Source organism: Ruegeria sp. CDSA033, assembly GCF_059612305.1.
This window is the reverse complement of the sequence record NZ_JBXWQI010000001.1, coordinates 369,830-386,197: the sequence shown is the minus strand read 5'-3', so window position 1 is coordinate 386,197 and position 16,368 is coordinate 369,830. Positions and strand designations below refer to the sequence as shown.

Below are 16,368 nucleotides of genomic sequence, written 5' to 3'. Positions count from 1 at the left end.
ATGTTCTCAGCCCTGTTCATTAGCCGGCCCAAGCTGGCCCTGGTTATTTCGCTTGTCCTGACGATCATGGGCGGCATCGGTTATTTGGTTCTGCCGGTCGCTCAGTTCCCGGACATTACGCCACCGGTGGTCAGCGTGACGACTACCTACACTGGCGCCAACGCCGAAACCGTGGAAAACACCGTCGCCGCCCCGATCGAGGCGCAGGTCAACGGTGTGGACGACATGATCTACATGACGTCGACCTCGGCAGATAACGGATCCTATTCGCTCAACGTCACATTCGAAGTGGGCACCGACCCAGACATCGCCTCAGTCAACGTGCAGAACCGCGTTGCTCAGGCCATGTCGTCCCTGCCTGCCGAAGTGACCTCATCTGGCGTGGTTACTCAAAAAGCATCCACCAACATGCTGTTGCTGGTGACGCTGACCTCGCCAAATGAGACTTATGACAGTGTCTTTCTATCAAACTATGCTTCGATCAACCTGAAAGACGCGCTGGCACGTGTTCAGGGAGTGGGTAAAGCCGACGTTCTGACCAATCTTGAATACGCCATGCGGATCTGGATGGACCCGGATCAGATGGCTGCTTTGTCCATCACTCCGGGTGATGTGATCAATGCAATTCGGGAACAAAACGTCGAAGTTTCAGCCGGTTCCATCGGCGCTCCTCCTGTCCCGGAAGGGCAGACCTTTCAATACACTATCAAAACCAAGGGCCGCCTGACCTCGGCCGCAGAGTTCGGCGACATTGTCATCCGAACCGGGGATGCCGGTTCAATCGTGCGGGTCAAGGACATCGCGCGGGTCGAGTTGGGCGCAGAATATTATGCGGCTTCGGGCTATTTTGACAGTGTCCCGGCCACGGTAATCGGCATCTATCAGGCCCCTGGCGCGAACGCGCTGGCCGTGTCGGACCGAGTCGAGGCCGAGCTTGAGCGGTTGTCCCGCACCTTCCCGACGGATGTGGAATACGCCGTACCCTTCAACACGACGGACTTTGTCAATCAGTCGCTGAATGACGTGGTCACGACCCTGATCCTGACCTTCATTCTGGTGATCTCGGTGGTGTTTGTTTTCCTTGGAAGCTGGCGCGCGACAATCATTCCGGCGGTTGCGATCCCCGTGTCGTTGATTGGGACATTCGCGTTCCTGCTGCTATTTGGCATGTCGCTGAACACGATCTCTTTGTTCGCGCTGGTGCTGGCCATCGGGATCGTTGTGGATGACGCAATCGTTGTGGTCGAAAACGTCGAACGGATCATCGCCGACGAAGGGCTTCCACCGGCTGAGGCGACGCGCAAGGCCATGGGGCAGATCACCGGTCCGGTTATTGCAACCACGCTGGTTCTGTTGGCGGTGTTCGTGCCCGTCACCTTTATGCCCGGCATCTCGGGACGGCTTTATTCGCAGTTCGCTGTGACGATCTCGACCGCTGTTGTGATCTCGTCGATCAACGCGTTGACGCTGTCGCCTGCGTTGTGCGGCCTGGTGTTGAAGGCACGCTCCGGTCCGCCCAAGGGGTTGTTGGCGGTGTTCGAAAACTTCATCGGCGGCGTTCGCAGTGGCTATGTCGCCATCGTACGCAAATTGCTGATCCTTCCGATCATCGGCCTGGGGATCATCGTTGCGCTGGCCATGGGCACAGGCACGATCATGTCCAACACTTCGAGTGGTTTCCTTCCGCTGGAAGACAACGGGTATCTGTTCGTGGACGTGCAACTGCCAGACGCTGCGACGTTGGAACGGACCGAAGCGGTCACTGCACGTGTTGACACACAGATCCAACAGATCCCCGGCGTCGCCAGCACAGTTCTGATCAACGGGTTCTCGATCCTGAACGGTACGACAACAAACGGTGCCGCGATCTTTGTGAACCTCGACAACTGGGATGAACGGAAAGAGGATGACCTGAGCGCTGATGCAATCCTGCAGAAAGTGCTGGCGATTGCCTATGGTGAAACCGCCGCATCGATAATCGCGTTCAACCCACCACCCATTCAAGGCCTCGGCAACTCGGCAGGTGTGGAGATGGAGGTGCAGCAGACCGGAGGCGGCACGCCTCAGGATCTGGCGTCTGCAGTTGGGTCGTTCGTCTATTCGGCCAACCAACGACCGGAAATCGGTCAGGCCTACACCACATTCCGGGCCAACGTTCCTCAGTTGTTCGTGGATCTGGATCGCGAAAAGGCCAAGACGCTGCAAGTGTCCGTGGCCGAGGTGTTCCAGACGATGCAGGCGCAGTTGGGGTCCTACTATGTGAACGACTTCAACCTGTTCGGGCGCGTGTATCGCGTGATGATTCAGGCCGACGGTTCTTATCGCGATAATGTCGACGATATCTCGAACCTGTATGTGCGCTCGACCAAGGGTGAGATGGTGCCTCTGGGTACGCTCATTGATGTCGAAAACGTACTGGGTCCGGTCCTGCTGAAACGTCACAACCTGTTCCGTTCGGCGACAGTAACGGCGGTTCCGGCGCCTGGGTTATCCACTGGTGACGCGATCAATGTCATGACCGAGGAATCCACGACTGCCCTGCCCCCGGGATATGCCTTTGAATGGACCGGGACCGCGCAGCAACAATTGGCGACCGGTGGACTGGTGGTGATCATCCTCGGTCTAGCGATCCTGTTCGGATACCTCTTCCTTGTGGGGCAATACGAGAGTTGGACCTTGCCTGTGTCGATCCTGCTATCGGTGATCGTCGCCTTGTTCGGGGCGGTGGCGGCTGTGGCTATCGTGGGCAGCGACATCAACCTCTATACGCAGATCGGGATGATCATGCTTGTGGGGTTGGCCTCGAAGAACGGTATTCTGATCGTTGAGTTCGCGATGGAACAACGCGCCAAAGGGTTGTCGGTCAAAGACGCTGCAGCCGAGGCCGCCTTTCAACGTTTCCGTGCGGTGATGATGACGGCCCTGTCCTTCCTGCTGGGTGTTGTGCCGCTTCTGGCAGCTAGCGGCGCGGGTGCCGCCAGCCAGAAAGCCATCGGTGTCGCCGTGTTCGGCGGGATGCTGGCAGCTACTCTGGTCGGCGTGATCCTGGTGCCGGTCCTTTACGCCCTGCTGCAGGGGATGCGGGAATGGATCAAGGGAACCAAAGACGATCCGGGCCCATCAGAAGAGGCCGCGTGATCCAAAACAACAGCCCCGCCAAACTGGCGGGGCTTTTTACGTCTTTGGTCAGGCGTTCACTGCGACGGGTTCGGTTTTGCGATCCATCCAACCTTGAATGCCAGCGATCTGCTCGGCACTTAACCGCAGGCCCATCTTGTTTCTGCGCCAGACAACATCTTCGGCCGTGCGCGCGTATTCCTTGTCCATCAGCCACGCCAGTTCCCGCGCGGTAAGCGTTGCGCCGAAGTCCTCGCCCAGATCTGATATGGACTTGACGTCGCCCAAAATTGTCTTGGCCTCAGTGCCATAGGCGCGAACCAGACGTTGCGCCCAGACACGGTCCAGAAACGGGTAGTCGGCCAACATTGCCTCGACCAAATCCGGTACGCCACCAACTGGAAAATCGCCGCCCGGAAGCGAAATGCCTGCAGTCCAGGGGCCGGGAAGATCGGGGAAATGCTCGGACACTTTGTCCATCGCACTCTCGGCGAGGCGTCGATAGGTGGTGATCTTGCCACCAAAGACATTCAGAACAGGCGCCCCACCCTGCGCGTCAACTTTCAGGGTGTAATCCCGCGTCGCCGCAGTGGCGCTGCTGGCCCCGTCGTCATACAACGGACGCACACCAGAATAAGTCCACACGATGTCATCGCGCGTAACCGGTTTCTGGAAATATTTCGATGCAAATGCGCACAGATAATCCTGCTCGGTCTCCGTACAGATCGGGGGCTCTGCCGGGTCTGGGTGATCCTGGTCCGTTGTGCCGATCAGCGTAAAATCGCGCTCATACGGAATGGCGAAAATGATGCGCCCGTCTTCACCTTGGAAGAAATAGCACTTGTCGTGATCATAGAGCTTTGGCGTCACGATATGGCTGCCGCGCACCAGCCGCACACCTTCGCGAGAGTTGATGTGGATCTTGGTCTGGATGATGTCCCCAACCCAGGGGCCACCCGCGTTGATCAGCATTTTGGCCTGCACCACCCGCGTTTCGCCGCTCTGCTTATCGCGCATAGTGATCTCCCACAGATCATCGACACGTTTGGCCGCCAGAACTTCGGTCCGTACCAGAATATTCGCCCCACGTGCCTCAGCATCGCGGGCATTCAGCACCACCAGCCGTGAATCCTCGATCCAGCAATCGGAATACTCGTAGGCTGTGTGAAACTTGTTCTGCAACGGCCCGCCTTCCGGCGCGCTTTGCAAATCCAGTGAGCTTGTCCCCGGCAGGATTTTGCGCCCACCCAGATTGTCATACATGAACAGGCCCAGACGGATCAGCCACGCCGGGCGCCGTCCCTTCATCCAAGGCATTACTGTGCTGAGAAGTCGCGAGGTCGGCGTTTCAGAATCGAACCGCATATCCTTGTGATACGGCAATACAAACCGCATCGGCCAGCTGATATGCGGCATCGCCCGCAGTAGTGTTTCACGCTCGATCAACGCCTCGCGCACCAGACGGAACTCGAAATACTCCAGATACCGCAAACCGCCATGAAACAGCTTGGTCGAGGCCGATGACGTCGCCGAAGCAAGATCGTTCATCTCGGCCAATGTCACGGACAATCCGCGCCCGGCTGCATCGCGCGCTATTCCGCACCCGTTAATCCCACCACCAATGATGAAAAGGTCCGTGACCTTGTCCGTGTGCCGTTCCATGTCCGGATGATTCTCTTTGTTTGAAAAACCGGGCTCATTAACCCGATGAACGCGCGTTTCGTCAACGTTTACTTTCGTTTATTTTCGCTTTAACGCCACATACCGAACTGATTTGAACGGACGACTGAATAGAGCTCTTGGAAAACCTTCAAAATTGGAACAAAAACGAACTCTTACCGTTTCGGAGAAGAATATGTCCCTTTCCTTCCGTCAGTCAGACATCCTGAACATCGCCAGACAGGATGGCCGTGTGATGGTGGATGACCTGGCCGCTCAGTTCGGGGTCACGGTTCAGACCATACGCCGCGACCTGTCTGAGCTTGCGGATCTGGGGAAACTGGACCGGGTGCATGGCGGGGCCGTCATTCGCTCGGGCGTTTCCAATATTGGCTATGAGGATCGCCGCGCCCTGAACGATGAGGCCAAAGCGCGCATTGCGTCGGCCTGTGCCCTAGACATCCCGGACGGCGCGTCTGTTTTCATGAACATCGGCACCTCGACCGAGGCGGTTGCGCGCCAATTGGTGAACCACAAGGACTTGATGGTCGTCACCAACAACATGAATGTCGCCAATATTCTGGCCGAGAACGCGGATTGCGAAATCGTCGTCGCGGGCGGTGTCCTGCGCAGGTCGGATGGCGGGTTGGTGGGTAATCTGACAGTCGCGACCATCCGGCACTTCAAGTTCGATTATGCGGTCATCGGCTGCTCGGCACTTGATGCCGATGGCGACCTATTGGATTTTGATTTTCAAGAGGTCCAGGTCAGCCAAACGATTCTGGCCCAGACACGGCGCACCTTTCTTGTGGCCGATCACTCAAAGTTTCAGCGTGCAGCCCCCGCGCGCATTACCTCGTTGGCTGAGATCGACACGTTCTACACCGACCGGCCTCTGACGGACCGTCTAAGCAAGAGGTGTCAGGAATGGAAGACTGACCTGCGCGTGTGCCAATAACCCCCTAAGTAGTTCTCCTAAAAGGTGAACTTGGTAAGAGATTTCTTGCCAGACCTCCCCGCGCCTGACAGTATCCCGGTATTGCGGTCGTTGCACGGAAGGGGAGAACCGGGCCATGATAGCGCTTTTATTTGCGTTACTTACAGCCACCATGGGGCTGAATTATTATCGACAAACAACAGCAGCCAATGCGCTGTTTTTCTTCACGCTGGCGTTGAGTGTGTACTGGCTGAAATTCCACGCTACCAGCCAACTGACAATCCAGTTGTAGGGGGCGATGATGACACCAGAATTATCCCGAACCCTGAACGCCATCGGCATGCTGGCCGTCAGCCTTGTACTGCTGTTGGCCTTTGTTTACCAACTGGCGCTTTACGAGCTGCCCTGTCCACTTTGCCTGCTGCAACGCGTTGGCTTTGTCGCCGTGGGCGTTGGGCTGGGCTTGAACCTGCTATACGGCGCGCGGCCGCAACACTATGCGTTGATGTTAATCGCAGCGCTTTATGGCGGCAGCGTATCGGTGCGCCAGATCCTTCTGCATATCGTTCCGGGCACGGGTCATTACGGCTCGCCCGTGTTGGGGTTGCACTACTACACTTGGGCCGCCATTTGCTTTTTCCTGATCCTGTTGGGCACCGCGGTTATGCTGCTGTTTGATCGCCAATATGCTGACGATACTTCGGACCAGCCGCGCTTTGGTGGAAGCACCTTGGCCAAGGTGGCCTTCTTCATCATGCTTGGTCTGGCTGTTCTGAATGCCGGTTCTACGCTGCTTGAATGTGGCCCCGGCATTTGCGCCGACCCGCCAACCAGCTACAAAGTGATTGACGAACTGGGCTCCAACAACTGAGGATGGGATAACCTTCCCGAACAGAGGCACAAACATGGGGTTACTTGGGCAGCCACTGGGCTATTACGACTACCTGACATTTGTTGCGTTGATTTTGCTGCTGGCCGCCGTCATGGCGCTGTTTCTATTCGTGATGGGACTACCGGGCCGCATCGCGATCAAACGCAATCACCCTCATGCCGAAGCGATTAAGATCATGGGATGGATGGGATTTCTCGCCATCGTACCCTGGGTCCATGCTTTCATCTGGGCGTTCCACGATGGAACCGTGGTAGATATCCGCCGTATGCCCGATGATGAGCGTGAGGCGGTTCGCAAAGAAATCAAGCGCTTGGGTGGTGAGTTGACGGAAGAATACCGCGACCCGCTGGATCCGGAAGAAACACAAAAGAGCTAACGCCAAAGGAAACTACAAAATATGTTTGTCGCCCTCGGCATTACGCTTTTCTATATCATTTTTGTCTGGCTTATTTTCTTCAAGTTTCAGTGGCTGAAGTTCAGCATCACGTGGGGCATCGTATCCTTCTGGGTCGGTGCACACCTGCTGTTGATCTTTCTGGTCGCCCTGCGGTTTTTCCAGCCGTTCTCCATCGACAGCCACGTGGTCCGTTCCACGATCCAGATCGTGCCCCGTTTGACGGAGCCAACGATCCTGACCGAGGTGCTGGTTGAACCCAATACCGAGGTCAAGAAGGGCGATCCGCTGTACCGGTTTGATGACACCGTGTTCGCGCTGGAGGTTGAAGGAGCCACAGCGCAGCTGGTTGCGGCCGAGCAAAACGCCAAGATCCTTGAACAGGACGTCATTGCCGCAGGGGAAGCCATTGAGCGTGCCAACGCGCAACTTGCCTACGCACAGACGCAGCAAGCCCGATACGAAAACCTCGTACCCGCAGGTGGTGCGCGGCAGGACGAGCTAGATCGCTGGAACGAACAGGTGACCGAAGATCAGGCGCAGGTCAAAGAGGCCACGGCAAATCTGGAAAAGGCTCAGCTTGCGCTCGATTCCCAGATTGACGGCGTAAACACCGGCATCCTTCAGGCACAGGTGCAATTAGACAAGGCCCAGTATTTTCTGGATAACACCACGATTTACGCCCCCGAAGACGGCATGATCGTGTCCCAACAGGCCCGTCCGGGTCTGGTCGTCGGCGATATCCGCCTGGGCGCCATTGCCAGCTTTGTCACCAAGGATAACCCTTACATTCTTGCAACCTACCGTCAGCAGAACCTGAAATTTGTCGAAGTCGGCCAACCCGTTGAAGTCGCCCTTGATCTGTATCCGGGCGAAATTTTGACTGGTAAAGTCGAAGCGATCTGGTGGGCAACCCGTCAAGGGCAATACTTGCCGTCAGGCCGCCTGCCCGGCTTTGAGCTACCGAAATTACCCGGTCGCATCGCGGTCCAGATCTCAGTCGATATCCCGGACGGGCACACCTTCCCTGCCGGTGGTCACGCGGCCGTGGCGATTTATACCGGTCAGGGCAAGAGCTTTGAGTTTCTGCGCCGGATCAACATTCGTCTCTATTCCTTCGCCAACTTCATTCGACCATTGGATATCTAAGGACGCATATGATGACCCGGGCCAGATTATACCGCCAACTGATGGGCACGGCCCTTTGCGCCGCGCTGCTGGTCGGCTGCGCACCAGTTGGCCCGGATTTCGTGCGCCCGAACTCACCGGTCGTCAAACAATGGATCGAGGTCAACACCCCAAGCACTGGTCAAAGCGGCCTGACCTCGCGCAGTGCGCCTGTGGTGAGATGGTGGGAGACGTTCAACGACCCCACCCTCAATAAACTGATCGCCGAAGCCTATGCACAGAACCTGGACCTGCAGGTTGCCGGTGCTCGCGTTCTGCAGGCACGCGCGCAGTTGGGCATTGCGTTTGGCGAGCTGTATCCGCAATCACAGGCCATCGGTGCATCCATTGAACGCCGTCAGGTCAGCGACAACCTCGGGCCGATATCCGATATCCGCCGGATCATTCCGTTGGACACCGAGTTTTCGACCTCGCAGGTCGGCTTTGATGCCCAATGGGAGCTGGACGTGTGGGGCCAGCAACGTCGTGGCGTTCAGGCCGCGCGATCCAATCTGGCGCTGCAAGTGGCCAACTATGACGACGCGCTTGTCACCCTGACCGGCGATGTTGCAGCGCTTTATGTCAACATTCGTGCCTTGCAGGAGTCGCTGGCAGTGGCGCGCGACAACATCCAGTTGCAACAGGAATCTGCTGATCTGACCCAACTGCGGTTTGACAATGGCGTAACAACCGAGCTGGACGTGCAGGAATCCACGGCCCTGTTGAACAATACCAAGGCCTTGGTGCCAGAGATTGAAAGTGATCTTCAACAGGCCAAAAATGCTTTGGCCGTGCTGTTGGGAACCACGCCGTCCCGCATGACCAGCCTACTAGGCAATTCCGGGCGGATCCCCTCTGCGCGTACGAATGTGTCCGTCGGTGTCCCCGCCGAGCTTCTGCGCCGCCGCCCAGACGTTCGCGCAGCCGAGCTGGCAGCGGCCACGCAATCAGCGCAGGTCGGGATCGCTTTGGCCGACCTTTATCCGCAATTTATCCTGTCAGGTGCTATTGGCCTGCAGGCCTCGGGCGGGCAAGATCTGTTTTCAGCAGGCAGCAACACCGGGCTCGCGAATGCCGGTGTGGTCTGGAATGTGCTGAACTATGGCCGGATCAAAAACAACGTCCGCGCGCAGGATGCGGCCTATCAGGCGTTGATCGCCAATTACCAGAACACTGTCCTGATCGCCTATTCCGAGGTTGAAAGCGCCATGGTGGCCTATGCCCAATCTCGCAAGCAAGTTGGCTTCTATGAAAAAAGCGTCGCGGCGTCGCGCAAAGCGGCTGATATCGCCATCGACCAGTACCGGGACGGTATCGCAAGCTATTCGCGTATCCTGAACACCCAAACAGCCCTGCTGCGGTCTCAGGCTAATTTGATTCAGGCCCGCCAGCAGGTTTCCAGCAATCTGGTTGCGGTTTACAAGGGATTGGGTGGTGGCTGGCAGATCCGGCAGAACCAGGAATTCCTACCAGAAACCGTTCTGGCGGAAATGGCATATCGCACTGATTGGGGCGATCTGCTGGAGAAAACCCCGACCCGCGCCAGTCTGAACTGAGTGTTACTTCGTCAGCCCGCGCAAACCGCCTGAAATCAGGATGTTCACCTCGTACAGAATACGTGGTGCTGCCAGACCACCGGGGCTGGCGAGGTAATTCGGGCTCCACTCCGGATCGAACTTCTGCTTGAAAGATCGCAGCCCTTCGAAGTGATAGAACTGCTCGCCGTGCTCATATACGAACCCTCCCACGCGGTTCCAGAAAGACGCCAGTTGCCGGTTCTCAATTCCCGAAAACGGTGCCGCTCCTAGCGAGAACCAATGGAACCCCTGCTCTGCCCCCCAGGTCATCATCTCGGCAAACAAGGCGTCCATGATAAAGTTCGACCCGTCCGGCTCATACCGCATCAGGTCCAACGACAATTCGGACTTGTTCCCGCCTTGGAAGAGGTTGGCGAAGGCGACGATCTTTCCCGTATCTGCCTTCTTCAGCAACGCGAAATCGAAATAGGACAGGTATTCATCGTCAAACCCGCCCAAGGCGAACCCCTTCTCCTCACCAGCCTTATGCTCCAGCCAATCGTCTGAAATCTTGCGTAATTCGGGCAACACAGGACCCACTTTGTCCTTCGGTATGATCTCGAATACATACCCTTCGCGTTCGGCCCGGTTTTTGGCCTGACGGAACCGCTTGCGAGATTTACCGTCCAGCGAGAAATCTTTCAACGGCACGCGCGCGACCTCTCCGATCTTCAGAATAGACAGGCCCAGATCCAGAAACGTCGGCAGGTACTTAGTTGATACGCTGTAGAAAGCGCACAACTTGCCCTCACGGTCCGCCATTTCGCGCAATTGCCAGATCAGTTGCTTTCCGGCGGTTTCATCCCCAACCGGCTCCCCCTTGGTGATCAGTGCATTGCCTGTGTCGGCATAGGCCAGAAATGCGTCATCGTCCGGTGAAATCAGGAATTGCTTGTCGCCGGTCAGTGAAATCTGCGACTCGGTGTCTTCGCTTTCCATGACCAGACGTTCAACAACCTCGGGGATCTCCGTTCGGACCGGTTCCGGAACCTCGCGCCCGAACAAAGAATTCACGGCCACCACGCCAAGAATAACCGCCACCACAAGACTGGATCGCAAAAAGCGTGAGGCGTCACCGTTCCACGCGAACTCCCACCACAAAGCGTTCTGATATTCGACATGCGAATAGGAAAACAGCCCGACCCAAAAGACGACCAAAAGCAAGGCGACCACGCTGACCAGCCACGGGATGTTCAGGCGGAATATCGATGCCCCGCTGACGCGGTAGAACGCCCCGCGAAACGTGGCCAGCAAGGCGATTGTGCCCAACATGCTGATCGCTTCGTGCGTATCGAGACCCTTGGTCAGCGATGCGACGAACCCGGCAACCATCAGCAGCATGGCCACTATCCATGCGCGGTACAGCTTGCGGAACAGGCCGCGTGAAACAAGGATCAGTAGAACTCCGACAGCGCTTCCGGCAAGATGCGAAGCTTCAACGAAGGACAAAGGCAGAAAGTCCCGCAATGCGCTAAGGTTCTCGCTGCCTGCAGGCAACGCCCCGGACACCAGCAGAATGACACCCGCCACAGCGGCAACTCCGGCCGCAACCATCGGCACAATTGGACGGATCACGCGATAAACCCACGTGGCGGCTCCGCTGATGTGATGTCGGTGCGTCAGGGCCGAGGCCACCGCGATGGACAGGGTCGCAATGGCGAACGGCAGGAAGGTATAGATCAACCGGTAAAGCAACAGGGCCGCGATCACGTCAGACCGACCCGAGGCCCCTAGCCCGGCGATCAGCGTAGCCTCAAACGCGCCAATTCCGCCCGGGGCGTGGCTTAGAATTCCAACGGCGATGGCGCCAATGTAAATGGTGAAGAAGAACGGAAACCCGACCCCGAGGTCATCCGGCATCAACACGTACAGTGTCATTGACGCCCCAAACAGGTCGCCCACAGCCGCCAGCGTCAGCAATCCCGGCAACTTGCCGCCCGGCAAATTGAAGCCTAAACCGCCGGTAGCCAGCCTGCGTCCGCCCTTGGAGAGCCAAATGAACAAGGCTGCAAAACCAACAAGCAGGCACAGCCCTATCACGGTTTCGACCGTGTCACTTATGGGCAGAACCTTGGACACTCCGTCCGGATGAAAGGTTAGCAACCCGCCCAGAAGCAGAATGAAACCTGACCAGAATGCGATCCAGGATGTTGCGATCACCCCCGCAACCCGACCAAGATCAAGACCCAGAGACGCATAGATCCGATACCGGATCGCCGTGCCGGTGATGTAGGAAAACCCAAGGCAATTCGACACGGCGTAGCCACAGGCCCCAGCCATGCCTGCGACAGGCAAAGGGACCTCGCCATCTGCCACACTTTGCACGGCAAACACATCGTAAAGTGAGAGAGATAAAAAGCTGACAGCCGTCCAACACAGGGCGAAAAACATCAATTTCCACGAAGTATTCGCGACGTCGGTTTTTACATCAGCCCATTTGACGTGCGAAGACAGCTCGTGCAGGACGGTCAGGGCAATAAGCGTGACCAGAATCGGTATCGCGATCCGGACAAGGGGCTTTTCAAGAAACCCCGAAACCCGTTCGGCCAGGCGTACAGCCCAGAGTTCTTCGACATTTTCATGAGTTGCCATGCTTTGTCCCTGCTCTCAGGCTCGATCACACTGTGCACGATCGGAACGCGCAACCCGACTTTTGCACATTTTCGTTCAGGCTCAAAGCACTACGGGGGTCACAACCGACCTTTGCGGGTGGACAGCAGCAGGTTGGTCTCGGACTTAGTGATCCCCTCCATACGGCGAATCTGGAACAGCACCTCGTCCAGCTCGGCCAGTGTTTCAGTCCAGATTTCGGCGATCAGGTCCCAGCTGCCGTTTGTAGAGTGAACAGCACGCACCTGACGCATGGCGGCAATTCGGGCCATCGTACGCTCGGTCCCGCGGCCTTCGATTTCCAGCATCATCAAGCCGCGCACCGGGCTTTGCGCCACGTCCTGACGGGTGAGGACGGTGAACCCAACAATTTCACCGGACTGTTTGAGGCGCTGTAGGCGGCTGCGAACCGTAGTGCGCGTCACACCCAGCGTTTCGGCGAGTTCGGATAGCGATGCCCGTGCGTCGCGGTGCAATGCACTCAGCAGCCTACTATCCAAATCGTCCATGACTACTTCTCATTTCGTTTATCCGAATGCCATTTTGAACATTTTGCTGTCTTTTCGCAAGCCATCACGAGGGTCTAGATAGTCATATGGATACGCAAAATGTAATATTGGTTGGCGCACCGATGGACGCAGGTAAGCGTCGTCAGGGGTGCCGCATGGGCCCGGACGCCTACCGGGTGGCCGGTCTGGAACAAGCTCTGACTGACCTCGGGCACCAAGTGTCGGATATCGGCAATGTCAGCGCCGATCCGTCAGATGTACCGGAGCATCCACACCTTGTGGCCCTGCCCGAGTGCATCGGCTGGACCAGCGCCCTGAGCCGCGCCGCACAGGAAACCGCGCCGAACGGACTGCCGATTTTTATGGGCGGCGATCACGCTTTGTCCATGGGCACAGTTGCCGGGATGGCAGCACATGCCGACGGGATCGGGCGACCATTATTTGTACTTTGGCTTGACGCCCATAGTGACTTTCATACACCTGACAGCACCGGCAGCGGCAACCTGCACGGCACGCCGGTTGCCTATTTCACCGGGCAACCCGGGTTTGACGCCTTCCCTCCGCTAACTGCCCCGGTTCCAACGGACCGCGTGGGCATGATCGGCCTGCGTTCCGTGGACCCGGCTGAACGCGCACGATTGGAACAGGATCAGGCCATGCTGGCAGACATGCGCAGCATTGATGAGCACGGCATCAAGGCACCTTTGATCGCGTTCCTCGACCGAGTGCGCGCAGCAAACGGTATCCTACACGTCTCACTGGACGTCGACTTTCTGGACCCTTCAATTGCGCCCGCTGTTGGCACCACTGTTCCCGGTGGCGCGACCGAACGCGAAGCCCATCTGGCGATGGAACTGCTGCACGAAAGCGGCCTCGTCTGCTCGCTGGATCTGGTCGAACTGAACCCGTTCCTGGATGAACGTGGACGAACCGCAAAACTGATGGTCGATCTGGCCGCGTCCCTGTTGGGCCGCCGCATCTTCGACCGCCCGACCCGGAGTTTCTGATGTCCCAACCTTCTGACAAGGCGCTTGTGCCGTTTGTTTCCGTCGACAACATGATGCGATTGGTGCACCACATCGGGGTCGAGCGGATGATCACCCAGATCGCCGCCCAGATCGAATCCGACTTCAAACGATGGGAGAGTTTTGACAAGACCCCTCGCATTCCGGCGCATTCTCCCCATGGCGTAATCGAACTGATGCCTACCTCGGATGGTGAGGCCTATGGGTTTAAATACGTCAACGGGCACCCCAAGAACACGTCCGAGGGCCTGCAGACCGTGACAGCCTTTGGCCTTCTGGCCGACGTCTATACCGGCTACCCTACGCTTTTGACCGAGATGACGATGCTAACCGCCCTCCGCACGGCGGCAACCTCGGCCCTTGTCGGCAGTTATCTGGCACCCAAGTCATCTCGTGTTATGGCGATGATTGGGAACGGGGCTCAGTCCGAGTTTCAATGCCTGGCGTTCAAGGCCATGTGCGGGATCGACACTGTGCGCCTTTTCGATACTGATCATGCGGCCACTGAAAAGTGCGCGGCAAACCTCAAGAATTCCGGGCTGACGGTCGTGCTTTGCAAAACACCTGAAGACGCTATTGAAGGCGCGCAGATCATTACGACCTGCACCGCAGATAAGAAAAACGCAACGATCCTAACCGACAACATGGTCGGACCGGGCGTCCACATCAATGCCATTGGCGGTGATTGCCCCGGCAAGACCGAACTACACCGCGATATTTTGCTGCGTTCGGACATCTTCGTCGAATACCCGGAACAAACACGCATCGAGGGCGAAATTCAAGCCTTGGCCGAGGATCACCCAGTGACCGAATTGTGGCAGGTCATGACCGGTCAGGCCAAGGGCCGACGCGACGACCGACAGATCACTCTGTTTGATAGCGTTGGCTTCGCGATCGAAGATTTCTCAGCCTTGTGCTACGTTCAATCCGCCATCAAAGGCACTGATTTCTTTGAACCTTTGGACATGTTGGCCGATCCGGATGATCCACGGGATCTGTATGGGATGCTGATGCGGGCAAGCTGAAGAACCCGCACTTCACGTCGACTAGCCCCCGGTTCACCACCGGGGGCTTTTTCTATCCGGCCAATGACGGCAGGTAGAGTACGATACCGGGAAACGCCACGAGCAGCGCGATCGTTACGCCGTCGGCGATGAAGAAAGGCGTAACGCCCTTGAACACGTCCTGAACGCTCAGATCCGGGCGCACCCCGGCAACGACGAAACAATTCAGGCCAATAGGAGGCGTGATCAGGCAAAACTCAGCCATTTTCACCACCAGAATACCGAACCAGATCGCACACATCGGACCTGACATGCCAAAGGCGCTTTCGGCGGCACTGACCGTCTCCCCCCCGTTCAGGGCCATGACCGCCGGATAGACGACCGGTAATGTCAGCAACAGCATCCCGATGGCATCCATAAACATGCCCAACACCGCGTAGGCCAGAAGGATGCAGATCAGGATCAGCATCGGCGACATTTCCAACGAAGTGATCCAGTCCGAAAACGCGCCCGGAAGATCGGCAAACCCCAGAAACCGCACGTAGATCAGCACCCCCCAGATGATCGTGAAGATCATCGCGGTTAGTTTGGCAGTTTCCAGCAGCGCCGACTTCAGTTCGGGCCACCGCATTCCGTGGAAAAGGGCGAAACAGAAGACGATGAAGGCACCGATTGCTCCGCCTTCGGTTGGAGTGCCCCAAGCCTTTTCTCCAAACGGGTTATAGACAAAGCAAATGATGATCAGGATTACAGCGACAATCGGAAACGCGCCCGGCAGCGACGCAAAACGCTGCTTCCAGGTGAAACCTGTTACCGGTGGACCAACGTTTTTGAACACAACCGCGATGCCGACGATCAGTAGGCCGTACACAACGGCCGAAAATGCACCGGGGATAAACCCGGCAAGCAGCAGTTTGCCCACATCCTGCTCCACGATGATCGCATAGATCACAAGGATCGCGGATGGCGGGATAAGGGATGCAAGTGTACCGCCCGCTGCGACCACTCCGGCTGCGAACTGCTTGTTGTAGCCGACCTTCAACATCTCGGGGATAGCGATCCGGGCAAACACGGCAGACGTTGCCACCGACGCGCCGGAAACGGCCGCGAACCCGGCTGTGGCGAACACAGTCGAAACCGCGAGCCCGCCGGGCACCCACGCAACCCAACGTTTAGCGGCCTCGAACAACGCGCGCGTCAGGCCCGCATAATAGGCCAGATAACCGATCAGGATAAAGGTGGGGATCAGGCTGAGGGTATGGGCGGCAACCTTGGAATGGGGCACCTGCCCCGCCGTCTTTACCGCGACGGTTAATGCTTTGCCGAAGCGATCCGGATCGTATCCGAACTTGGCCCAGAAAATCCAAACCAGCCCAACCAGCCCCGCAAGACCTGCCGCAAAGGCCACGCGCATTCCGGTAAAAACCAGAACCAGCAGGCCACCTGTGACCCACAAGCCAATTTCAATCGAGTCCAT

13 protein-coding genes are annotated in these 16,368 nt (G+C 57.4%); 9 read left to right on the top strand and 4 right to left on the bottom strand.

The features are described from left to right. Positions 1-3,138 carry an efflux RND transporter permease subunit gene (locus AC2FLA_RS01955; protein ID WP_496720068.1) on the top strand — a complete coding sequence of 1,046 codons (3,138 nt, stop codon included), beginning with the start codon at positions 1-3 and terminating at the stop codon, positions 3,136-3,138. A gap of 48 nt (positions 3,139-3,186) precedes the next feature. Here AC2FLA_RS01955 and glpD read toward each other — a convergent pair whose 3' ends face one another. Next, entirely contained in the window at positions 3,187-4,779 is a 1,593-nt protein-coding gene (gene glpD, locus AC2FLA_RS01950; RefSeq protein WP_496720066.1) for a glycerol-3-phosphate dehydrogenase, read from the bottom strand. 193 nt (positions 4,780-4,972) lie between these two features. On the opposite strand from glpD, the gene AC2FLA_RS01945 reads away from it, so the two are divergent. The 6 genes from AC2FLA_RS01945 (at position 4,973) to AC2FLA_RS01920 (ending at position 9,722) form a co-directional block, all read left to right on the top strand. Next, positions 4,973-5,734 (top strand): DeoR/GlpR family DNA-binding transcription regulator, encoded by a 762-nt coding sequence (locus AC2FLA_RS01945; protein WP_496720064.1) that lies wholly within the window; start codon positions 4,973-4,975, stop codon positions 5,732-5,734. A 115-nt stretch (positions 5,735-5,849) separates the two neighbouring features. Next, the gene (locus AC2FLA_RS01940) at positions 5,850-6,005 is read left to right on the top strand and encodes a DUF5993 family protein (protein WP_186437446.1); all 156 of its coding nucleotides are present in this window, start codon (positions 5,850-5,852) and stop codon (positions 6,003-6,005) included. 9 nt (positions 6,006-6,014) lie between these two features. Beyond that, positions 6,015-6,584 (top strand): disulfide bond formation protein B, encoded by a 570-nt coding sequence (locus tag AC2FLA_RS01935; protein WP_496720062.1) that lies wholly within the window; start codon positions 6,015-6,017, stop codon positions 6,582-6,584. A 34-nt stretch (positions 6,585-6,618) separates the two neighbouring features. Beyond that, the gene (locus AC2FLA_RS01930) at positions 6,619-6,981 is read left to right on the top strand and encodes a DUF3302 domain-containing protein (protein ID WP_113788976.1); all 363 of its coding nucleotides are present in this window, start codon (positions 6,619-6,621) and stop codon (positions 6,979-6,981) included. Positions 6,982-7,002: 21 nt separating this feature from the next. Next, positions 7,003-8,148, top strand: coding sequence for an HlyD family secretion protein (locus AC2FLA_RS01925; RefSeq protein WP_496704349.1), 1,146 nt, complete (start codon positions 7,003-7,005; stop codon positions 8,146-8,148). Positions 8,149-8,159: 11 nt separating this feature from the next. Next, entirely contained in the window at positions 8,160-9,722 is a 1,563-nt protein-coding gene (locus AC2FLA_RS01920) for an efflux transporter outer membrane subunit (RefSeq protein WP_496720060.1), read from the top strand. Between the two features lie 3 nt (positions 9,723-9,725). Here the strand turns inward: AC2FLA_RS01920 and mprF are convergent, their stop codons facing one another. Together mprF and AC2FLA_RS01910 are read right to left on the bottom strand one after the other, a co-directional pair. Further along, positions 9,726-12,335: a bifunctional lysylphosphatidylglycerol flippase/synthetase MprF gene (mprF, locus tag AC2FLA_RS01915; RefSeq protein WP_496720058.1), complete on the bottom strand. Its 2,610-nt coding sequence runs from the start codon at positions 12,333-12,335 to the stop codon at positions 9,726-9,728. A 98-nt stretch (positions 12,336-12,433) separates the two neighbouring features. After that, entirely contained in the window at positions 12,434-12,862 is a 429-nt protein-coding gene (locus AC2FLA_RS01910; RefSeq protein ID WP_058277712.1) for an Lrp/AsnC family transcriptional regulator, read from the bottom strand. A gap of 86 nt (positions 12,863-12,948) precedes the next feature. On the opposite strand from AC2FLA_RS01910, the gene rocF reads away from it, so the two are divergent. Beyond that, entirely contained in the window at positions 12,949-13,869 is a 921-nt protein-coding gene (rocF, locus tag AC2FLA_RS01905) for an arginase (RefSeq protein WP_496720056.1), read from the top strand. Further along, positions 13,869-14,912, top strand: a complete 1,044-nt coding sequence (ocd, locus tag AC2FLA_RS01900) for an ornithine cyclodeaminase (protein WP_496720054.1) — start codon at positions 13,869-13,871, stop codon at positions 14,910-14,912. The genes rocF and ocd overlap by 1 nt, the downstream gene beginning before the upstream one ends. A 52-nt stretch (positions 14,913-14,964) precedes the next feature. Here the strand turns inward: ocd and AC2FLA_RS01895 are convergent, their stop codons facing one another. Beyond that, on the bottom strand, positions 14,965-16,368 hold the full coding sequence (locus AC2FLA_RS01895; RefSeq protein WP_108858838.1) for a TRAP transporter large permease: 1,404 nt from the start codon (positions 16,366-16,368) through the stop codon (positions 14,965-14,967).